Source organism: Shewanella decolorationis S12, from assembly GCF_000485795.1.
Taxonomy (GTDB): Bacteria; Pseudomonadota; Gammaproteobacteria; order Enterobacterales; family Shewanellaceae; genus Shewanella; species Shewanella decolorationis.
Genome location: NZ_AXZL01000053.1, coordinates 55,235 through 73,810 on the forward strand (window position 1 = coordinate 55,235; position 18,576 = coordinate 73,810).

The 18,576-nt window shown below is 51.1% G+C and carries 17 protein-coding genes; 8 read left to right on the top strand and 9 right to left on the bottom strand.

Going from position 1 to position 18,576, the window contains the following annotated elements; genetic code table 11:
* Positions 1–38: 38 nt before the first annotated feature.
* The 6 genes from SHD_RS05345 to SHD_RS05370 are packed head-to-tail and all read right to left on the bottom strand — an operon-like array spanning position 39 to position 5,890.
* The gene (locus tag SHD_RS05345) at positions 39–281 is read right to left on the bottom strand and encodes a hypothetical protein (protein ID WP_023266167.1); all 243 of its coding nucleotides are present in this window, start codon (positions 279–281) and stop codon (positions 39–41) included.
* Between the two features lie 7 nt (positions 282–288).
* Entirely contained in the window at positions 289–1,026 is a 738-nt protein-coding gene (locus SHD_RS05350) for a DNA-binding protein (protein WP_023266168.1), read from the bottom strand.
* A gap of 15 nt (positions 1,027–1,041) precedes the next feature.
* Positions 1,042–1,584, bottom strand: coding sequence for a hypothetical protein (locus SHD_RS05355; RefSeq protein ID WP_023266169.1), 543 nt, complete (start codon positions 1,582–1,584; stop codon positions 1,042–1,044).
* Entirely contained in the window at positions 1,581–2,264 is a 684-nt protein-coding gene (locus SHD_RS05360) for an energy-coupling factor transporter transmembrane component T (RefSeq protein WP_023266170.1), read from the bottom strand. Before SHD_RS05360 ends, SHD_RS05355 begins: the two co-directional genes overlap by 4 nt.
* Positions 2,254–3,621: an ATP-binding cassette domain-containing protein gene (locus SHD_RS05365; protein ID WP_023266171.1), complete on the bottom strand. Its 1,368-nt coding sequence runs from the start codon at positions 3,619–3,621 to the stop codon at positions 2,254–2,256. The genes SHD_RS05360 and SHD_RS05365 overlap by 11 nt, the downstream gene beginning before the upstream one ends.
* Before the next feature lies 1 nt (position 3,622).
* A complete protein-coding gene (locus tag SHD_RS05370) occupies positions 3,623–5,890 on the bottom strand; it encodes a TonB-dependent receptor plug domain-containing protein (protein WP_023266172.1) in 2,268 nt (755 codons plus the stop codon).
* 408 nt (positions 5,891–6,298) lie between these two features.
* Between SHD_RS05370 and SHD_RS05375 the strand changes: the two genes are divergently transcribed.
* Positions 6,299–7,657 carry an isochorismate synthase gene (locus SHD_RS05375; protein ID WP_039977619.1) on the top strand — a complete coding sequence of 453 codons (1,359 nt, stop codon included), beginning with the start codon at positions 6,299–6,301 and terminating at the stop codon, positions 7,655–7,657.
* Between the two features lie 8 nt (positions 7,658–7,665).
* On the opposite strand, the gene SHD_RS05380 is transcribed toward SHD_RS05375, so the two are convergent.
* Positions 7,666–8,391, bottom strand: a complete 726-nt coding sequence (locus tag SHD_RS05380; RefSeq protein ID WP_039977621.1) for a type 2 periplasmic-binding domain-containing protein — start codon at positions 8,389–8,391, stop codon at positions 7,666–7,668.
* A gap of 242 nt (positions 8,392–8,633) precedes the next feature.
* Between SHD_RS05380 and SHD_RS05385 the strand changes: the two genes are divergently transcribed.
* Positions 8,634–9,293 carry a 7-cyano-7-deazaguanine/7-aminomethyl-7-deazaguanine transporter gene (locus SHD_RS05385; RefSeq protein ID WP_039977624.1) on the top strand — a complete coding sequence of 220 codons (660 nt, stop codon included), beginning with the start codon at positions 8,634–8,636 and terminating at the stop codon, positions 9,291–9,293.
* 99 nt (positions 9,294–9,392) lie between these two features.
* Positions 9,393–9,860, top strand: a complete 468-nt coding sequence (locus tag SHD_RS05390) for a GNAT family N-acetyltransferase (RefSeq protein ID WP_023266175.1) — start codon at positions 9,393–9,395, stop codon at positions 9,858–9,860.
* Positions 9,861–10,115: 255 nt separating this feature from the next.
* Here the strand turns inward: SHD_RS05390 and SHD_RS05395 are convergent, their stop codons facing one another.
* Together SHD_RS05395 and SHD_RS05400 are read right to left on the bottom strand one after the other, a co-directional pair.
* Positions 10,116–12,251, bottom strand: a complete 2,136-nt coding sequence (locus SHD_RS05395) for a sensor histidine kinase (protein ID WP_023266176.1) — start codon at positions 12,249–12,251, stop codon at positions 10,116–10,118.
* A complete protein-coding gene (locus SHD_RS05400; protein WP_011718787.1) occupies positions 12,252–13,634 on the bottom strand; it encodes a sigma-54-dependent transcriptional regulator in 1,383 nt (460 codons plus the stop codon).
* Positions 13,635–13,918: 284 nt separating this feature from the next.
* Between SHD_RS05400 and SHD_RS05405 the strand changes: the two genes are divergently transcribed.
* From SHD_RS05405 to SHD_RS05425, 5 genes are read left to right on the top strand one after another with little or no spacing between them, the layout of a single operon-like run.
* Positions 13,919–14,743, top strand: a complete 825-nt coding sequence (locus SHD_RS05405; RefSeq protein WP_011624595.1) for an ABC transporter substrate-binding protein — start codon at positions 13,919–13,921, stop codon at positions 14,741–14,743.
* Complete coding sequence (locus tag SHD_RS05410) at positions 14,740–15,447, top strand: ABC transporter permease (RefSeq protein WP_011624596.1); 708 nt, start codon at positions 14,740–14,742, stop codon at positions 15,445–15,447. The genes SHD_RS05405 and SHD_RS05410 overlap by 4 nt, the downstream gene beginning before the upstream one ends.
* A gap of 3 nt (positions 15,448–15,450) precedes the next feature.
* Positions 15,451–16,158: an energy-coupling factor ABC transporter ATP-binding protein gene (locus SHD_RS05415; protein ID WP_011718789.1), complete on the top strand. Its 708-nt coding sequence runs from the start codon at positions 15,451–15,453 to the stop codon at positions 16,156–16,158.
* Entirely contained in the window at positions 16,142–16,735 is a 594-nt protein-coding gene (gene mobA, locus SHD_RS05420) for a molybdenum cofactor guanylyltransferase MobA (protein ID WP_023266178.1), read from the top strand. Before SHD_RS05415 ends, mobA begins: the two co-directional genes overlap by 17 nt.
* Before the next feature lie 30 nt (positions 16,736–16,765).
* Complete coding sequence (locus tag SHD_RS05425) at positions 16,766–18,565, top strand: bifunctional molybdopterin-guanine dinucleotide biosynthesis adaptor protein MobB/molybdopterin molybdotransferase MoeA (RefSeq protein ID WP_023266179.1); 1,800 nt, start codon at positions 16,766–16,768, stop codon at positions 18,563–18,565.
* The last annotated feature ends 11 nt before the right edge of the window (positions 18,566–18,576 follow it).

The following is an 18,576-nucleotide window of genomic DNA, read 5'->3' on the forward strand; positions in this document are numbered from 1 at the left end:
AAACCAAGCAAAATGATGGGACTCGATTCAAATATAAGCTAATTAGTTAATAATACGGTATTTTTTAGCATCAAACACTCGAAGCTTGTCATCATCCAACGACGATATTGGCAGTTATAGCAGGAGCGAAGTTCATCATCGACCTGCTCATCTTCATCGTCGGGAGCAAAGCGAGGGCACAGTTGTGCCACCCGTCTCGCCTCGGAATATTGCTGTAAACCCGCCCGAAAAATCCAGCGCTCGGTCTCGTATTCAAACTGTTGAAGTAGCTCTTGCTCCATTCTCACCTCAATAGTCCTGTAAGGCTTGCTTACCCGCATTACGCCACAACTCACCGTCCTTCGCGACTAACAATACAAACTGATGCTCAAGGTAAACGGCCTTCACTTTGCCTTTGAGTTGAACCTTTTCATCCGCCGCTAAACGGGTTTTATCTGTGCTAATGACCGCATCGAGGCCTGTCTGCTCGAGAATCTCTGCCACAGTTAATTCGAGGGAGACTTCCTCAAGTTGACCGAGTTTGATTTGACCCTTCACTCGCCCATCGCTCCCCATTAAACGCAGCCCTAATCCCGCCAAGGCTCCGATCACGCCCTGTCCGGTGCCGCCGTGCTCGGTAAGTTGGATCTGTAACTGCTCTGCAAGCTGATAGGCGGCTTCTTTGGTAATCACCTCACGCTTGGCGCTGAGCCCAAAATCTATCAGCGCATGCACATCATAGTCGGAATCGACATCCAAAATCGCAATCCCAGGATCCGCCTTAGGCGCCGATTCGGCCACCAGATGTGCGACCGCCAGACGATGGATTTCCGCCTGCGATAGTGGCGACTGCAGCGCAAAACACATGGCACTGTTGTGTGAGGTGTAGGGAATGTCAGGGTGCACAAACAGTTGATGCCGCGTCACAAAGGAGGCCTTGCCCCCCGAAGTTTGCGCGAGTAAGAGTGCAATTTCCTCGGCAATTTCGCCCGTACCCTTAGTGCCAATGTCGTCGGTATCGTCGATACAAATAAGCCAATTTTTCATCGGTATTCCTAGCAGTTACAACTTGTCACGGTGAAGGAGATCATGGGCCTTAAGCCTATGCAGCACGGGAGGCACTAACAGGGCACCTAAGGTGGCAAAGAATCCGCCCTTAAGCACACTCGCGCCCCATTGGATCAGCACGACATCAAGCGCCATCCCCGCCAGCGCATTGGTAAGTGCCACTTTGACCGCCCACGCCATACAACCAACAATGCCTAAAATCACGCAGCGCCAATGCAGGCCTAATGTGAGCGGTAACAATAAGGCCACCAGATCCATAGCGATAGCAGGTAAGATAAACTTTAATAAAATCATTGGGCCGCCCTTACCAACACCGAGCGCCATGGCAACTAAGCCTGCAATGCCGCCACAGGCAATCATGCTGCCGAAACGCCCAAGCACACCGTAGCAAATCAAATAGAAGAAGCTCATTAAAAACATGCTGTGGCCAGAAAGCCCAAGTTTGAGCCTTAACATGCCCGTCAATGCCACCAGCAGGGTGGCGCAAAAGCCGATAAACAAAGAATCCTGTAAGCTCAGGGGGAGTTTTTTATTCATTTTTTGTCTCTGGGTGAATGCCAATGGGTGGCACGTGTACTCTTACCAAAGTGGCGGCTCTGGGCCGCAACCGCCATCTGGCGAGATAATTTAAGCAATTGGATTAACACAGGAAACAGCACGCAGTACACCAGTTCTGGCCAGTTTTTGGGGTTCCGCAGCGCCTTAGGGGTAATGCGTGCGCCGCGCAGACACTGGATCTGGTAAATCTCGCGCACTTCGTCCGCCATATAAGGTAGCAAACTCAAGGATGCAGCCACCACAAAGGCCCATTTGCTCGGCAAAAATGCACTTAAGACTTCGCCGATACGCTCAGGCGCCGCCGTGATACACAACCACCATCCGGGAATAGTCGCTAAAATAATGCGTCCCACCACCACGGCGCCTTGGGCCAGGTGATCAACACCATAGAGCAGCAGATAAAGACTTAAGGTAATCGTCAGTTGGATCACGCCGAGTTTCACCACGCCCATAATACTGCCTCGGTGCGCTAACCCATGGAGCACAAGCAAGCCATTCACGGCCGCCAGCGGTAGCAGTAAATCGGCGGGCAATACAAAAGCGCAGGCGGAAAGTACGCAGACCAAAAACAGCGACAGCGCGCACAGGGTGGTTTCTTGCTTCTCGCGACTCCAACGCCGGCGGGCACGTAGTCGCCATCGACGACAACTAACCCACATAGCGCTCCTCCATTCCTATGGCTTCTTCTGCCAACAGCCCTTGGCGCAGGCTTAACTGCCGCGACACCGCACTGTGTTCCACCAGCCTGTGGCTGGTCATCAGAATCGCACTGCCTTGGGCACTGAGGCGCTTGAGCAGGAACCAAACTTTGCGATAGTACTCTTTATCCATACCCGCGAGCGGGTCATCGAGTAGCAGTACCTTAGGCTGCAAGCAGGCTAAGGATGCCAAGGCAATCAGGTGTTGTTGACCATAGGACAGCTTATGGGGCGACTGTTCGGCCAGAGCGCTCAACTCGAGATCAAGCAACATTTGCTCGGCACGCGCAGTCGGAAGTTCGAAACGATTCAAACTAAACTGCATCTCGGCCAGCACATTGGTTTCAAACAGTTGTCGACTCGGCCTTTGCAGCAATAGCCCTAACTCGGCGCCGTACACACCGAGTTTAGGTTTACGGCCTAGCACCTTGAGTGGCAAACGTAGCTTTAAGTGCAGCATGCCCGCGAGGGATTTTAAGAGGCTGGTTTTACCCGCGCCATTATCCCCCACTAAGGTCACTATCTCGCCCGCATGCAGTTGAAACCCTTGCGGACAGCTAAACAAGGGCTGACAACCATCGAAACAGAAATCAAACGCCTCGGCGCTGACCAGCACTTTGCCTAAGTGATGGGCGCCTCCCCAAGCTCTCACTGGCACATCCTGCACAGGGGCATCGTTGACGGTGTATATTCCCTCGGATAAACGGCCAGCCTCTAATTGCCAATAGTGCTGGATAATCTCGGCAAAAGCCGCCGCATTATGTTCCACCAGCACCAATGCCATACCTTCGGCAATCAGATTTCGCAGCACAGCCAATAGCTCGCTTACACCGTGATCATCGAGCTGCGCCCATGGCTCATCGAGCAAAAGTAAATGCGGCTCGCACACCAACTGGGCGGCAATCATCAAACGGTATTTTTGGCCGAGGGAAAGCGTACTGACAGGGGTATCGAGCCGTAAAAACAGCCCGACGCGTCGCAGCGCTAACTGCACCTTAGGCAACATATTCTCGGCGGGGATGCCGAGATTCTCTAAGGCGAAGGCGACTTCGGCGCCCACGGTTTGCCTCAGTAGCTGGGTTTGAGGATCCTGCATCACTAAGCCAGTCACCAGCTCTGGATGACGCCAAATATCGCCCTCATGGGGACGCGACAGCACGCCCGCCAGTAGATTGAGTAGACTCGATTTCCCCGAGCCCGTTGGCCCGCTCACACAATGGCATTGGCCTGCGCCAATCGAGAGCTTAAGCTCCTGTAAAACCGGGGCTAATTGGCTGCCATAGTTAAAGCTGACACCGTCGAGCTCGAGTAATTTCATCTTAAATCTGCCAGTTCACACCAACGAAGAACTGACGGCCAGCCTGAGGCAATGCTTCACTCTGGTAGTAGTTCTCATCCAATAGGTTAGTGGCGCGCAGATACACTTCTAGCTTATCGGCGATCAGCGGCTGCACTAAGTTGATATCCACTAAGGTGTAGTTATCCAGCGACTGCTGTTGATACTGGTTCTGACCGTTCACTTTCACCTGAGTCGCATAAACCTGATCGAGGATACGCTCCACATTGAGGTGGACTTGCGTCTCGAATGGGAATTCGTAGCTCATTTGCCAGCGCAGCTGGTGACGAGGACGGTATTGCAGTGCATCTAAGGTATCGTCGCCTTCCATTTCTTTCGAGTCTAGGAAGCTGTAAGAGAAGCTCAGATCTAAATGCTCAATCGCATGATTGTTAATCTGGAAATCAACCCCTTTGAACTCATAGCGCCCCATATTTTGGTAGAAACCATCAGTATCTTTGGCGATATAGTTCTTCGCATCGGTGTAAAAACCATAGAGCGAGAAGTCGGTGCTGGCTGGTAGGTTTTGATCCAGACCCAGCTCAACATGTTTAGACTCTTCCGCTTCTAAATCACTGTTACCCGATGATTGCGAGTACAAATTCACCATAGAAGGGAAACGTACTTTGCGTGCCACACTCAGGCTCAAACGAGAGTCAGGCACAATCTGCCAATAACTAGAGGCCATCGCCGAGTAGTTATCATCTGTACCGTCTGAGGTATCGAGTGAATGGAAAGCCCCGCCCAAGGTGAAGCCATAGTTATGTTCAGACTGATACTGATATTCGGCCGCTGCAGTATATAACCATGCAGAATCATTTAGGTTTTCAGCGCCACCAGAACCGCCACCGCTACCATTGCCACCGCCAGAACCTGTTCCACTGCCACTACCCGTACCACCGCCAGAGCCTGTTCCACTGCCGCTTCCAGTACCACCGCCAGAGCCTCTTCCGCCGCCACTGCCGCTACCCGTGCCACCGCCAGAGCCTGTTCCGCCGCCGCTACCCGTGCCACCGCCAGAGCCTGTGCCGCCACCGTTACCCGTGCCACCACCAGAGCCAGTTCCACTGCCGCTACCAGAACCGCTGCCAGAACCTGAACCAGTGCCAGTACCCGAGTTATTGCCAGTACCGCTGCCAGCGTTACTGGAGTAAGTGTCCACTACAGACTTCCAGCTCTGCTCTTCAGCAATCACAGAGGTGGTTAACAGCCCTGCTTTATGAAAATCGGTGATTAACTGTAAATTGACCCCTTGCACCACGGAACGGCCATCTTGGGTTTGCGTCAATGCTTGATAGGTTTCATCGGCATAGGCTGCTTCTAAGGTATCGCTTTGATTGTGATAACCAAATCCGCGCAGGGTAAAGGTATCGTCAAACTGATGGGCTAAGCCGAGTTGGAAGGTATGCGAATCATAGTCGTCGGTACGCTCATACTTGAGCTTACCGCTACCAGTACCATCACGTGAGGGTTTACCCCACTCACCATTACGCAGTGCCATATTGGCGATCAGCTGTGTCTTATCCGATAACCAATAGCTGCCTTGGGCATAGACGTTGGTGACTTCTTTATCTGAGTTCACTCTCAGCTCACCGTCTTGATATTGGGTCGGCTCGAAATCGTTCGACATCGGGAAACCATCGGTCTGTTGACGGCTCACACTCACTAATCCCTGCCAATCATCGCCCGAACCTGCGGCGCTGATATCGCCATTAAAGGTATTGTCTTTACCCGCTTCTAAACGTCCAGACAAAGCGGGCGCTGTGCTGCCTTGCTTGGTAATAATATTGATCACCCCGCCGGCACCGCTTGGGCCGTACAGCACAGAAGTCGGGCCAACTGACACTTCAACCGAGGCAATTTGGCTGGTAGGGATCACGCTTGGGTCGAACTGGCCATCGTCGGCACTGCTCATGGGCACGCCATTCACCAACAGAGTGACATGGCGGGTCTTAAAACCACGGATATCGACCCTAGGGGTGCCATCACCACCCACACGGATATAAACCCCGGGCACATTCTTCAGCACTTGATCTAAGGTCTGCGCACCCAGAGCACGAATTTCGGCTTCGTCGATGCTCCAATGGGTGGTTGCCAATTGCTCCGCATCGGCACCTTCACCATGGACGACAATCACTTCATTCACATTCAACAGGGGATCGCGGGCGATTTCATCGGCTGAGGCAGTAAAACTCAGTCCAATTGCCAGCGCTAAGGACGACACTCTAAAGGCGGTATTTCTGGTAATCATATTATTGTTGTCATACAGGAAATTTAAGATGTGCCCCCTATTGTGGTCTGAGGAATTTCCGTCTCAACTGAAAAAAAATCAAAAACCAACCCAGATCGACTAATTGCAACAAATGGAAAATGCGATGCATCACAAAGAGACAAAATGTCCAACACAGACAACGGTATCGACAAAAAGACCCATCTAGGTCACATTTTTAAGCGCCGCAAAATGAGACTATGGCAAAAGTCACACACTCGTGGGTTGCATCTTGACACTGACGGCCTCGGCCTTTAATTTGAGCGAAAGATTCTTATTTACACGCTCTCACCCACTCGGTGTAAATAGCTTTAAAAAGAATGGATTAACTTACCGCTGACTGCCGGAACTTCAGCCACCACCTTCATCTCGTTACCTTTGGAGTTTTATTTGCCCGCTCACGCCCTGTCTGAAGACCTTAAGTCTCTCATCGACAAACTCATTCAATTGAAGCAGGTTCCACCGACGGAGCCGATAGTGCAGTTATCCTTAACAACTGTTTCTATCCCTTTGATTTCATGGCTGGCATCCCAAAACCAATACCCGCGCATCTACTGGCATGGACGTGACAAGGTTGAAGAAGTGGCGGCGATTGGCGCCTGTAAAGACTTTAAGTTTGAAACCGGCGTCGATGATGACACCTTAGCGGAAATTTACCAGCAGCAACGCGCCTTAACCACAAATCCCGAGATCCGTTACTACGGCGGCGTGGCGTTTGACCGCAGCATAGAGTCCTGGCCTGAGTTTGGTAATAGTCGCTTTGTGCTTCCGCGTATCGAATTTAGGCGCAGCGCGAACCAGTTCAGTTTGCGGGTCAATCTGAACTTTGCCGATAGGCATCCCGAAGCGGAAATCGACCTCGCCATTGCCGCGATAGAAGCCGTGCTACCGGCTCGTCCGCTCGCACCGCCCAATAAACTTGCGCTATTGAGCCGCACCGATATTCCCGATTTTCCGCGCTGGAAGACCTTAATCGAGCAAGTGGTTGAGCCCAAGTTTAACCAAGAGACGCCCAAGGTGGTGCTGTCGCGCCACACTGAGCTGGAGGTCAATGCACAGGTCGATCCTTGGATGGTATTGGCCTGTTGGCAGGGGCGTAATCCGAATAGTTTCCAATTTGGCTTCCAATTTAGCCCCGAGCGCACTTATATCTCCTGCTCGCCAGAGCGATTATTTCGCCGTCGTCAGCAGGAATTGTTTACCGAGGCGCTTGCTGGCACCACAGTACGTGGCTTAAACCAAGAAGAAGACACGGCACTGGCCAACGCGCTGCTCGAAGACAACAAAAACAGCATAGAAAACCAGCTGGTTCGCCGCCATATCGTCAGTATGCTCTCCCCCTTGAGCCAACATGTGGGCGCCGAAGAAACCGCGACGATTTTTAAGCTAAACCATATTCAGCATCTCCACCGCGCCATTCGTGCCGAGTTAAAGCAGGACGTGAATGACTTCCAATTGCTACAGGCACTGCACCCAACTCCTGCTGTGGGTGGCCTTCCCCGCGAGTCTGCCATGCGCTTTATTCGCGAACGCGAAGGCTATATGCGCGGCTGGTACGCCGGTGCCTGTGGTTATTTCAATAAGTATGAGAGTGAATTTTCGGTGGCGATTCGTAGCGCCTTGATTGAACCTGGCAAGATCAATCTGTTTGCCGGAGCGGGGATTATTGCGGGTTCAGATCCTGAGGCGGAATGGCAGGAGCTGGAGAATAAGCTGGCGACGATTATGTCAATTTTGATCGAACTCTAACGGCCAGCTCAATAGCCATTGGCCTTAGTCTCAGTGTAGAGTCGTTCCTGCTCACCGGAATCAATCAGCTTTTTATGTTCAATATCAAAATGTTGCTTTAGCATCCGCCCTTTTTCCGTATTGGCAAAGGCGAAATAGGTTTCGGCGGTAAGCACTCCAGGAATAATCACAAACTGCTGCGGCGCCTTCAATTGAGGGACGAGAGTCTCCATATTCTTTCTGTAATCCAGCACGGCATCGGTTCGCCCCGCATTCACACTATTTAGCATGCTTAAGATGTCGCTGCCTTCCTCATAAAACATCGGGATCGTCGTCAGCATGTTATAGCGATAGGCCAGCATGGCCTGCACTTTCTTGTGGGATAAGCTCTCCATACCCGACCAAGTCGCCGCAATTTGTGGAGTCACGGCGGCATCGATAGAATCAAGTTCAACGGGGTTTTCACTCAGTAGGCTGTTTTTCACATCCCCCTTGTAAACACTGAGGATCATATCCACTCTGCTGGTTTCAACCATATAAAGCGTGCGGGCAAAGGGCATAAACTGCACCTCGAGTTGCCAATCGGGAGCAGGAAACACCTTGCGGAGAATATCGAAGTAATAACCCGTTTCGTCGGGATTGGAGAAACCCTGCCACGATGCGGTGACCAGATGAATTACCACGGGTTTAGCCGGTGTCGCGTAGGAACACAAACTCAATAAACTAAAACACAAGGCCGCAAGAAATGATCGCATCGCGTTCTCCTCCCATTTCTTAACAGTGTAGGATAATTTCCCTGCCTGTGCTGTGACCTTATCTACCACTCCTCTGCGAAACTCAAGGCTAAATTGCTTGGAATATAAACAGTAAGCTTGCATCTTCGAACCTGGTCACTATAATGGCGACCCCGATTTCAGCACGCTGATATTGGGTAAAATAACAACAGATCATTTAGCGGGTTCCCTCACCCCGCCCTACACAACTAAAAAGGCCACATATGTTAATGTTAACCCCTGCGCAGCTTCGCCGCGCACTCCTACTATTAGTGGGATTTCACATACTGATTATTTGCGTCAGCAACTACTTGGTACAACTACCGTTTCAATTGTTTGGTTTTCACACCACTTGGGGCGCGTTTAGTTTTCCCTTTGTTTACCTTGCGACCGATCTCACCGTGCGCATCTTTGGACAAACACCTGCCCGTAGCATCATTCTCAAGGCCATGGTGCCCGCGTTGATGATTTCCTATGTCATGGGTGTGGTATTCCATCAAGGTAGCTTCCAAGGGATTGATTCCTTAAGCCAATGGAACACTTTTGTGTTTCGCATCGCCTTCGCCAGCTTCGCGGCTTATTTGATTGGTCAGCTGATGGATATCACAGTCTTCGCTCGCCTACGCCAGAGCCGTTCTTGGTGGGTCGCGCCTGCGGCATCGACCATTGTCGGTAACTTAGTCGACACCTTAGTGTTCTTCAGTGTCGCTTTTTATGCCTCAACAGACAGCTTTATGGCGGCCAACTGGCCCGAAATCGCGGCCGTGGATTACAGCTTCAAGTTACTCGTGAGCTTAGGGTTATTCCTGCCCGCCTACGGCGTCCTGCTGAAGGTCTTACAAGACAAGATCTTGCAAACCAGTCCACAAAAATCATTTTCCTGATTAACTCAACTGGCCAGACCTGTTATAATTTGAGCAGTTTTTTGTTCAGCCCCACTGTGTTTATGCACATTTGGGGCTGATTTTCTGTGAGAGAAAATTATGTATTCAATTGAAATCAAAGCACTGACAGCTCTGACACCTGAGTTGACCACACAGCTTATCGAACTGAGCAAGCAAATCCCTGAACTCGACCGTCCGCTGACCAGCGAAACACTTGCTGAACGTCTCTCGGATAAGACTTGCTTGATTATCTTAGCCTATGTGGAAGGTGAATTGGCAGGCTTTAAACTGGGATACGAACAGGCTGATGCCGTGTTTTACAGTTGGTTAGGCGGTGTTGCGACCGACTTTAGACGTTTAGGTCTGGCACAAAGCCTATTGGAATACCAAGAAACCTGGGCGAGCCGCCAAGGCTACAAGCTGATCCAGGTTAAGACCATGAACCGCTTCCCCGCCATGCTCAATCTGTTGATTAGAAACCAGTATTTGATTACTGAACTAAAGGCCGATCCGCAAAGCCTTATCGACCATAAACTGCATTTAAGCAAGTCGATTGCGACAGCTTAAAGGCGATTTACATAAAAATGTGCATTTTTTGCGAGAAATAGCTTGCAAACCTAATTGAGAATCATTATCGTTAACTTGCGTTCCAAAACTCATCTTTAACACGGATGACTGGTAATCTGACGTTGTTAAAGTGCTCCTGAGTTTGCAAGCACGACATTGCTCACACACACTCTTTTGTGGCCGGATTCATCATCCGGCTTTTTTTTGCTTTTTATTCAGTGAATCAATCTCATAGCGTTTTGTGCAGAGTCGCTTCTAAGATGACATTTCGGTGCTTTGGCCGGAAAAATGTAAGCCATCGTAGGGGTTGTTTTGCTGATCTTCCTTCGCCTCATGGTACAAACCAATAGTGAAGATAGACCCCTTACCCAGTACAGAACTCACTTCTATGGTGCCGCCAATGCGCTTGATAATGCCGTAACTTAAAGATAATCCAAGGCCTGTGCCGTCTTTACGTGTGGTGTAGAAGGGATCAAAAATCCGCCCTAGCTGCTCAGGCGCAATCCCAGAGCCTTCGTCCTCGACCTCAATTTTCACCCCAATCGGCATATCTTGCTGTAGCCAATCATAGGTTCGCACCCAAATCCTGCCCTTACCATCCATCGCATGGGCGGCGTTAACCACAAGGTTAATCAGCACTTGCAGCAACTGTGGACGGTTAACCTGCACTGGGCAGCTGGCGTTCAGTTCAGTTATCAGCACCACTTCTTGTTTTTGAATCGAGTGCCGTACTAATACCAGCATTTCCTCGATGATAGGCGTAATAGGATGCATCTCTAAAGGAGCGTTAAACTCACCAGGACGGCTGTATTGCAGCAGGCTGCGGATAATAGTGCTAATACGGCCAACCTGTTGGATAACAAGGTCGATTTCTTCTTTTACCGACTCGGCATTATCTCCAAGCTCATAACGCAGCAGCTCCATATTGCCGAGGATCACCGCCGTTGGATTATTGATCTCATGGGCAATCCCTGCGGTTAGCTCACCCAGCGCAGTTAACTTTTCATTGGTCACTAACTGCTGGCGAGTCTCATTGAGTAACGCCACGTTGCGCTGCAATTCCAAAGTCTTATCCTGCAGGCTACGAGTCCGCTCCTCGACCTTCATCTCGAGTTGTTCGGCGGCGGCTTGGATTTGCGCGTTGCGCCGCTGCAATAAGTCGAGCATACGGTCGAACTGCTCAGCAAGATTCGATAATTCGTTATCCCTGTCCAGCCCCAAGGCGCCAATACGCACATTGCGACCAGACTGCACCGCTTGCACCACATGGTGAATGCGCTCAATCGGTTGCAACAAGCTGTAAGCACCGCGGTACACCAACAAGCCGGAGATCAACAGCACTAGCATCAGAATGGTGCCTAGTTCTATGATATTAAGCAGGTAGTTATGGATAAAGGGCGACTCTGAGAATCCGGTATAGATCATACCGACACGTTGCCCACGGATATCCTCTAAGGGCGCATAGGCGGAAATAAACCAATCGTTAAACACAAAGGCGCGATCGACCCATAACTCACCGTGATTCAGCACTTTTTCGCGCACTTCCTCCGACACTAAACTGCCGAGCGCTCGCCCTTGGGGTTCATTCGACTGTGGGAAAAAATGCAAAGGCACATTGGTTGAGACACGAATATTGTCGAGGAAAATGGTCACAGTACCGATGGAACGCTCCGGCAGCGTGCCCTTGTCGTACACGAGGTCGCGGATATGGTCGACGATGCGCGTATCCCGATTAAACAGCACGCCACCATCGAGATACCAAGCCACTTTGCCCTCAAAATCGGGGATCGGCAGCAAACTGCGGCTCAGTAACCCACGGTCTTCCACTTGTTTATTTGGGCTTTGCGCCCGCAGTGTCGCTAGTAAGGGAATCGCCGCCCTTTGGGCTAAATCCGGATCGACCCGCGCCAAGCGTTCAGGCGATAACACCATCAGCCCCGAATAGGGTAAAAGACCACCCATTTTCGGTAAAATTTGTCGTAAATCTGGGTCAGACGCGGCCTCGGCCACACTGACAAGCCTTAGAAAATCCAGATCGAGTTGCTTTTTTTGCTCATTTAGAAAGGCATCTATACTCGCCCTGTGGGCCAACTCGCCAGTGAGAATGGGCCGAAAATCATTTTGAAAAGTCCATGAGGTCATTACTCTCTCGAGCTGTTTCTCCTGACGAACTTGCACCTGTTGCAGGGTATTTTCAGCCACAGCCAGATCGGCTTTTACCTTCATAAACAGTTGCTTGCCTGTGTAACTGATATTCCAGTAAATAGTGATAAACACTAAACTCACCAAGGTGAGCAAAATCGGCAGCAAGGTGAGGATCAGAATGCGATAACGCACTTTGGCCTGCATTTGCTGCCAACTGACACCAAAAAAGTGAGTAAAAAACGACACTTAGAACTCCTGCTCGTCGCTAACGTCAAACCACTCTTTATACTTGCGATCTAAGGTCTTACGGGAAACGCCTAAGTCCCTCGCCGCTGCTGATTTATTGCCAGAGTGCAGATCCACCACGCTGGTCACATGGTGTTTTTCCACTTCTTTCAACGGCCAATCTAAGGGATAACCTTGGGAGGCCGAAGACTCTGTCTTGACCTGCTGCTTCCAGTATTCCGCTGGCGGCTTGCCGAGCAGAATGCAGCGTTCAATCATATTGCGCAGTTCACGGATATTGCCTGGCCACTCGTGCTGTTGCAGCTTCACCATATCCTCATGGCTCCACACGACTTCACGCACACCCAATTCGGCCGCTAACTGGCGAGTAAAGTGATGGGTCAATTCGACCACATCTTCCGGACGCTCACGCAGGGGAGGAATTAAAATATCCAGCACATTCAATCGATAATAAAGATCACGACGGAAGTTACCCGCCTCGACTTCATCCACCAGCGTGCGGTTAGTAGCCGCAATCACCCGGACATCGATATTGACTTCCTTCTCACTGCCGACAGGGCGAATCGCCTTTTGCTCTAATACCCTGAGCAATGCCGTCTGCATCTTGAGGGGCATCTCACCAATTTCATCGAGGAAAATAGTGCCGCCGGAGGCAAAGCTGAATAAGCCTTCGCGATTTCCCTTAGCACCGGTAAATGCCCCCGCGGTATGACCAAAGAGTTCACTCTCCAGTAGTTCTGGCGCGATAGAGCCGCAGTTAACGGGCACAAATGGCCCTTGGCGGCCGCTGAGTAGGTGTAATTGGCGCGCGACCAGCTCTTTACCCGTGCCCGATTCGCCTTGAATTAACACCACGGCATTGGTCGGTGCCACGCGCTCAATCACTTGCTTGACCGACTTCATGGCTTCGCTGCTACCGATAATGGTGGAGGAATAGCCGATGGAGACTTCACGGCGCAGCATTAAGTTTTCGCGGCGCAGCAAACGGCGTTCAATACAACGGTCAACCGCCGACATCATCTGCTCGAGGTGGAAGGGCTTCATAATAAAGTCTGAGGCGCCAGCTCGCAGCGCTTTAATCGCGACTTCTAAATCCGCATAGCCGGTCATAAAAATCACATCGGAGCGGCGGCCTTGTTCATCTAAGGCTTCGTGCCACTCGATACCCGAGCGACCCGGTAAACGGATATCGACAATCAATAGGTCGAAGTGGCAGCGACTACGTAACTGCTCAGCATCTTCAATACTGCCCGCCGTTTCGACTAAGGCGAATTTTTTCGAGAGCGCCTTATTCAAAAAGCTACGCATCCCCGGCTCGTCATCGACGATCAGGACAGACACAGCGGAAGGAAGGGGCTTGAGGTTATTATCTATCTGGCTCATAGTGCTCACTTCTGGACATTTTGACTCAATTGCGACCAATTCTAGCATTGAAACTAGACAAATAGGTCACTATGAACCATAAGAAGCATGCGCTGAGACAATTTGTCTGCAAACTATTTGTTGAGCCTGAGATCAGGGTCACAATTTAGATCAAGCTGTGAACGTAAATGCGTCATTGTTGGTTTGGCATCCTATTTGCTTTCAATCGAACGCATTACAATTTACGGAACCTCCCACTCAGTAGGCAATTGAGTCGGAACCCTATTTTTCGCCAAGGAGTATCCATGCTAAACGTGAAATCCCATATGAAGTCATTACTGGGCCTGGTTGTTGCAGCCAGCATGCTCACAGTGTTACCCGCTCAATCGGCTGAAGTGATCAAGTTAGCCACCACCACCAGTACTGAAAACTCAGGTCTGCTAAAAGAATTACTGCCTAAGTTTGAAAGTGAATCAGGCTACAAAGTACAAGTTATCGCAACGGGTACGGGTAAAGCGCTGAAACTGGGCGAGCAAGGCGATGTGGATTTAGTGATGACCCACGCCCCAAGTGCTGAAGCAAAATTTGTTGCCGACGGTTTTGGTGTTGAGCCACGTGGCATTATGGAAAACGATTTCGTGGTGTTAGGTCCTAAAAACGACCCAGCAAAACTACGTGAAAGCAAAACTGCCGAAGAAGCCTTCGCAAAAATCGCCAAATCAGGCTTACCTTTCGTCTCTCGTGGTGACAACTCTGGCACCCACATCAAAGAGTTAGAAGTATGGAAAGCCGCAGGCGTGACTCCTGACTTCAAAGGTTACACTTCAGTAGGTCAAGGCATGGGTAAAACCCTGCTGATGGCAAACGAATTACAAGGTTATACGCTGTCTGACCGTGGTACTTTCGTGGCGTACAAAACTAAGCTGGACTTAGGTGTGGATTTCGATGGCGGTAAAACCCTGGCGAACCCATACCAAGTGATTCTGATCAACCCAGCTAAATACCCAGATCTGAACCACAAGGGCGCCAAAGCCTTCAGTGACTGGCTGATCAGCAAAGAAGGTCAAGCCATGATCAACAACTTCAAAGTTGAAGGCGAGCAACTGTTCAAGGCAACCTATAGCGAATGAGCGAAGGCTGGCTAGCACTGTTACAGCAGGCGTTAAGCCTGCTGTTTTCATTGGACCCCGACGTTTGGTCCATCATCTCTGTCTCGTTTTCGGTTTCTTTCGCGGCGCTGCTCATCACCTTAGTCCCCTCTATGGTGCTCGGTTTTGTGCTGGCGTTTGCCCATTTCCCCGGAAAGTGGTTTGTCACTAACTTAGTACAAACATTGCAATCTATCCCCACGGTCGTTATCGGCCTGCTGGTGTATCTCATCTTGACCCGCAACGGCCCGCTTGGGGATTTAAAGTGGTTGTTCACTCAAGAGGGGATGATCCTCGGCCAAATGATGATTTGCGCCCCCGTGATGATCGCCATGAGTCAAGCGGCCTTCACCAGTGTCGATCGCCGGGCATGGGAAACCTCTCGCACCTTAGGCGCCTCTTGGTTTAGCGCGGTCTGGACCGTGTGCCGCGAACTGCGTATGCCATTATTGCTGGCGATTGTCGCAGCCTTTAGCCGTATTCTCACCGAAGTCGGCTGCTCTATGATGGTCGGCGGCAACATTTTAAACGTAACACGTAATATCCCGACGGCTATCGCACTGGAAACCAGTAAAGGCGATTTCGCCCAAGCTATCGCCCTCGGATTAGTGCTGCTAATCTTGGCCTTGATCCTCAACTTTGCCTTAGGTAGTTTACGCGGCAAAGAAACGCCAAGGAGCCATTAACTTATGACCCAAGCCAAACTGATCGCCCGTGACTTGGAAATGTCCTTTGGCCCGCGCTTATTATTCAAAGCCCATAGCCTAGAGTTGTGCCAAGGGAACGTCATTTATTTGCAGGGTGACAACGGCTCGGGCAAGTCGACCCTGATGAAGATCCTCGCGGGTTTACAGCCGCCATCTAAGGGCAAGATTGAAGTCAGCGGCTTTAAAAAGGATGCATGGTGGACACGCAATCCTTTGCTGGGCAAAGCCGTTTACCTCCACCAGCATCCCTATCTATTCGATGGTACAGTCAATTACAACCTGACCTACGGCTTACCCTTTGCGGCCTCAAAAACCGAAGCCAAACGTAGAATTGGCCAAGCAATTGAGATGGCGCAACTAGGCTCGCTATTACAGGCCAGAGCCAGCAATTTATCCGGCGGCGAAAGGCAACGACTCGCCATCGCCCGCGCGTGGATATTGCAGCCAAAGTTACTGATGCTCGATGAGCCGACCTCCAACATGGATAAAGACTCCCAAGCCTTAGTGCTGCAAATGATCCAACAGCTCAAACAGCAAGGGACGGGAATGCTATTAAGCAGCCACCAAAACTGTGCGCTCACCGCCATTTGCGAGCAGCAGTGGCACATTGAAGACCAACAGGTGATAACCTCCCGTCAGCAAACGCCCACAAACTCCACACAGGGATCTTTATATGTCGTTGCAAATTGATGCCGTAATTCTTGCCGGAGGTATGGCGCGCCGTATGGGCGGGGACGATAAAGGCCTCGTCGAGCTAAACGGCAAGGCCATGATTGAACACACTATCGAGCGGATAAAACCTCAGGTTAAGGAGATCCTGATCAACGCAAATCGTAACCAAACACGTTATGCTGAGTTCGGTTTTACGGTGTTGAGCGATGAGCATACTGGGTTTCTCGGCCCCTTGGCGGGCATGATCACTGCTATGGGTCACACTCAAGCAGACTATCTGCTCGTAGTACCCTGCGATTGTCCGCTGCTGCCGCGGGATTTAGTCGCCCGTTTATTGGCCGCCATTGAGGCAAACGATGCTGAACTTGCCGTTGCCAGCGATGGTGAGCGTGAGCAGCCGGTGGTGATGTTACTAAAGCCAAGTCTGCGCGAGTCGATGACCGCCTTTCTCGAAGCGGGTGAGCGTAAAATTGATTTTTGGTATGCCAAACATCGCTTTGCCGTGGCGGCCTTTGCCGATCAACCCAATGCCTTCGTCAATGTGAACACGCCAGAACAAAAACAACGACTGGCAGCAGAGATAAACCAAAGCTAAGGCTTCAAATTTCCTAGATTAGAGGTGCAAATGAGTACTCCCTTCGTCAATCCGCTATCTATTCCCGTTCTCGGATTTTGTGCCTATAGCGGCACGGGGAAAACCACCCTACTCAAGCAATTGATCCCCGAATTAAATCAGCGCGGCCTGCGTCTGGCGGTGATCAAACATGCTCACCACAATTTCGATGTCGATATTCCCGGTAAAGACAGTTACGAGATGCGCAAAGCCGGTGCGCGGCAAATGCTAGTCGCCTCCCATGTGCGCTGGGCGCTAATGACCGAAGATGCCCGCGATGGCGACCCTGAGCTTGTCCACCTGCTCAAGCAAATTGAAGCCGATAAAGTCGATATCGTCTTAGTCGAAGGCTTTAAAAAACTCACATTACCGAAAATTGAGCTGCACCGCGCTGCCCACGGTAAGCCGTTTATCTATACCCAAGACGACAATATTCTCGCCATCGCTTGCTGTGATGACACAGAGCTGCCGAGCGAGCTAAGAAGACTCGACCTTAACAATGTCGCGCAAATTGCTGACTTTGTGATGGAATATGCCAATAGCTGGCAAGCACCCAACCCCGCATTACCAATAGCGACTGTCGATGCCTGCACCTTGGGCAGCGATAAAAACCTCAGCGTGAGCCAAGGCTTGGCGCAGATTTTATCCCATGTCGCCCCAGTATCTGAGGTGGAAGAGGTAGGTTTAGATGCGTTAGATAACCGCGTGCTCGCCCGCGACAGCATTTCGCCCGTGGATGTGCCGCAACAAACCAACTCGGCGATGGATGGTTATGCCTTCGCCTATCAAGATCCACTGCCTACAAGCTTTACCTTAGTCGGCGAAGTCCTCGCCGGTCATCAATATTCGGGCACACTCAAAGCGGGTGAAACCGTGCGCATTATGACGGGCGCGCCCGTACCTGCTGGCGCAGATACAGTTCAACCTCGAGAGCTGGCTAACGAGGCCAATGCCAAGGTCAGTTTCGATGGCCGCATTCAACAGGGCCAACACGTTCGCCTTGCGGGTGAAGACATAGGCCAAGGCCAAGTCGCCCTCACCCAAGCCACACGCCTAAGCGCCGCCGAACAGGGCTTATTAGCCTCCCTCGGCCTTGACCATGTGACGGTTTATCGTCGCCCGACCGTGGCCGTGTTCTCCACAGGTGATGAAGTCAGCCAACCCGGCGAGGCTTTGAATCCAAACTGTATCTATGACTCGAACCGTTACACCATCAAGGCAATGGCAAAACGTTTAGGTTGTGACGTCATTGACTTAGGTATTATTGAAGATTCCGAAAGCGCACTCGAAGCGACCTTAACCAAAGCCGCGGCGCAGGCCGATGTGGTGATCAGCTCAGGCGGCGTTTCCGTTGGCGACGCCGACTACATCAAGGCCGTGCTGGCACGCCTTGGCAATATCGACTTCTGGCGGATCAATATGCGCCCCGGTCGCCCACTCGCCTTTGGTAAGGTCGGCGATAGCCTATTCTTCGGCTTGCCCGGCAATCCGGTGGCTGTGATGGTGTCGTTCCTGCAATTTGTGCAACCTGCGCTGCGTAAACTCGGCGGTGAAACAAACTGGCAGGCGCCGTTATTCCCGGCGATTACCGATGAAACCCTGCGTAGCCGCACGGGCCGCACTGAGTTTATCCGCGGAATTTATCGCCTCGGTAATGATGGCAGGCTGCATGTGACCAGCACTGGCAACCAAGGTTCGGGCATGCTCAGCTCTATGGTCAAAGGCAATTGCCTTATCATCATTGGAGATGATGCTGAGGCGGTGAATGCGGGTGAAACCGTGTTTATTCAACCTTTTGCCGATCTTCTATAAGAGCCACTGAG

Bases quoted from the DNA above. Each gene is read 5' to 3' on its own strand.
- SHD_RS05415 (WP_011718789.1), top strand. From the start codon at position 15,451: ATGACCCAAGCCAAACTGATCGCCCGTGACTTGGAAATGTCCTTTGGC.
- SHD_RS05410 (WP_011624596.1), top strand. From the start codon at position 14,740: ATGAGCGAAGGCTGGCTAGCACTGTTACAGCAGGCGTTAAGCCTGCTG.
- SHD_RS05390 (WP_023266175.1), top strand. From the start codon at position 9,393: ATGTATTCAATTGAAATCAAAGCACTGACAGCTCTGACACCTGAGTTG.
- SHD_RS05360 (WP_023266170.1), bottom strand. From the start codon at position 2,264: ATGTGGGTTAGTTGTCGTCGATGGCGACTACGTGCCCGCCGGCGTTGG.
- SHD_RS05345 (WP_023266167.1), bottom strand. From the start codon at position 281: ATGGAGCAAGAGCTACTTCAACAGTTTGAATACGAGACCGAGCGCTGG.
- SHD_RS05350 (WP_023266168.1), bottom strand. From the start codon at position 1,026: ATGAAAAATTGGCTTATTTGTATCGACGATACCGACGACATTGGCACT.
- SHD_RS05425 (WP_023266179.1), top strand. From the start codon at position 16,766: ATGAGTACTCCCTTCGTCAATCCGCTATCTATTCCCGTTCTCGGATTT.
- SHD_RS05380 (WP_039977621.1), bottom strand. From the start codon at position 8,391: ATGCGATCATTTCTTGCGGCCTTGTGTTTTAGTTTATTGAGTTTGTGT.
- mobA (WP_023266178.1), top strand. From the start codon at position 16,142: ATGTCGTTGCAAATTGATGCCGTAATTCTTGCCGGAGGTATGGCGCGC.
- SHD_RS05385 (WP_039977624.1), top strand. From the start codon at position 8,634: ATGTTAATGTTAACCCCTGCGCAGCTTCGCCGCGCACTCCTACTATTA.
- SHD_RS05355 (WP_023266169.1), bottom strand. From the start codon at position 1,584: ATGAATAAAAAACTCCCCCTGAGCTTACAGGATTCTTTGTTTATCGGC.
- SHD_RS05405 (WP_011624595.1), top strand. From the start codon at position 13,919: ATGCTAAACGTGAAATCCCATATGAAGTCATTACTGGGCCTGGTTGTT.
- SHD_RS05370 (WP_023266172.1), bottom strand. From the start codon at position 5,890: ATGATTACCAGAAATACCGCCTTTAGAGTGTCGTCCTTAGCGCTGGCA.
- SHD_RS05400 (WP_011718787.1), bottom strand. From the start codon at position 13,634: ATGAGCCAGATAGATAATAACCTCAAGCCCCTTCCTTCCGCTGTGTCT.
- SHD_RS05365 (WP_023266171.1), bottom strand. From the start codon at position 3,621: ATGAAATTACTCGAGCTCGACGGTGTCAGCTTTAACTATGGCAGCCAA.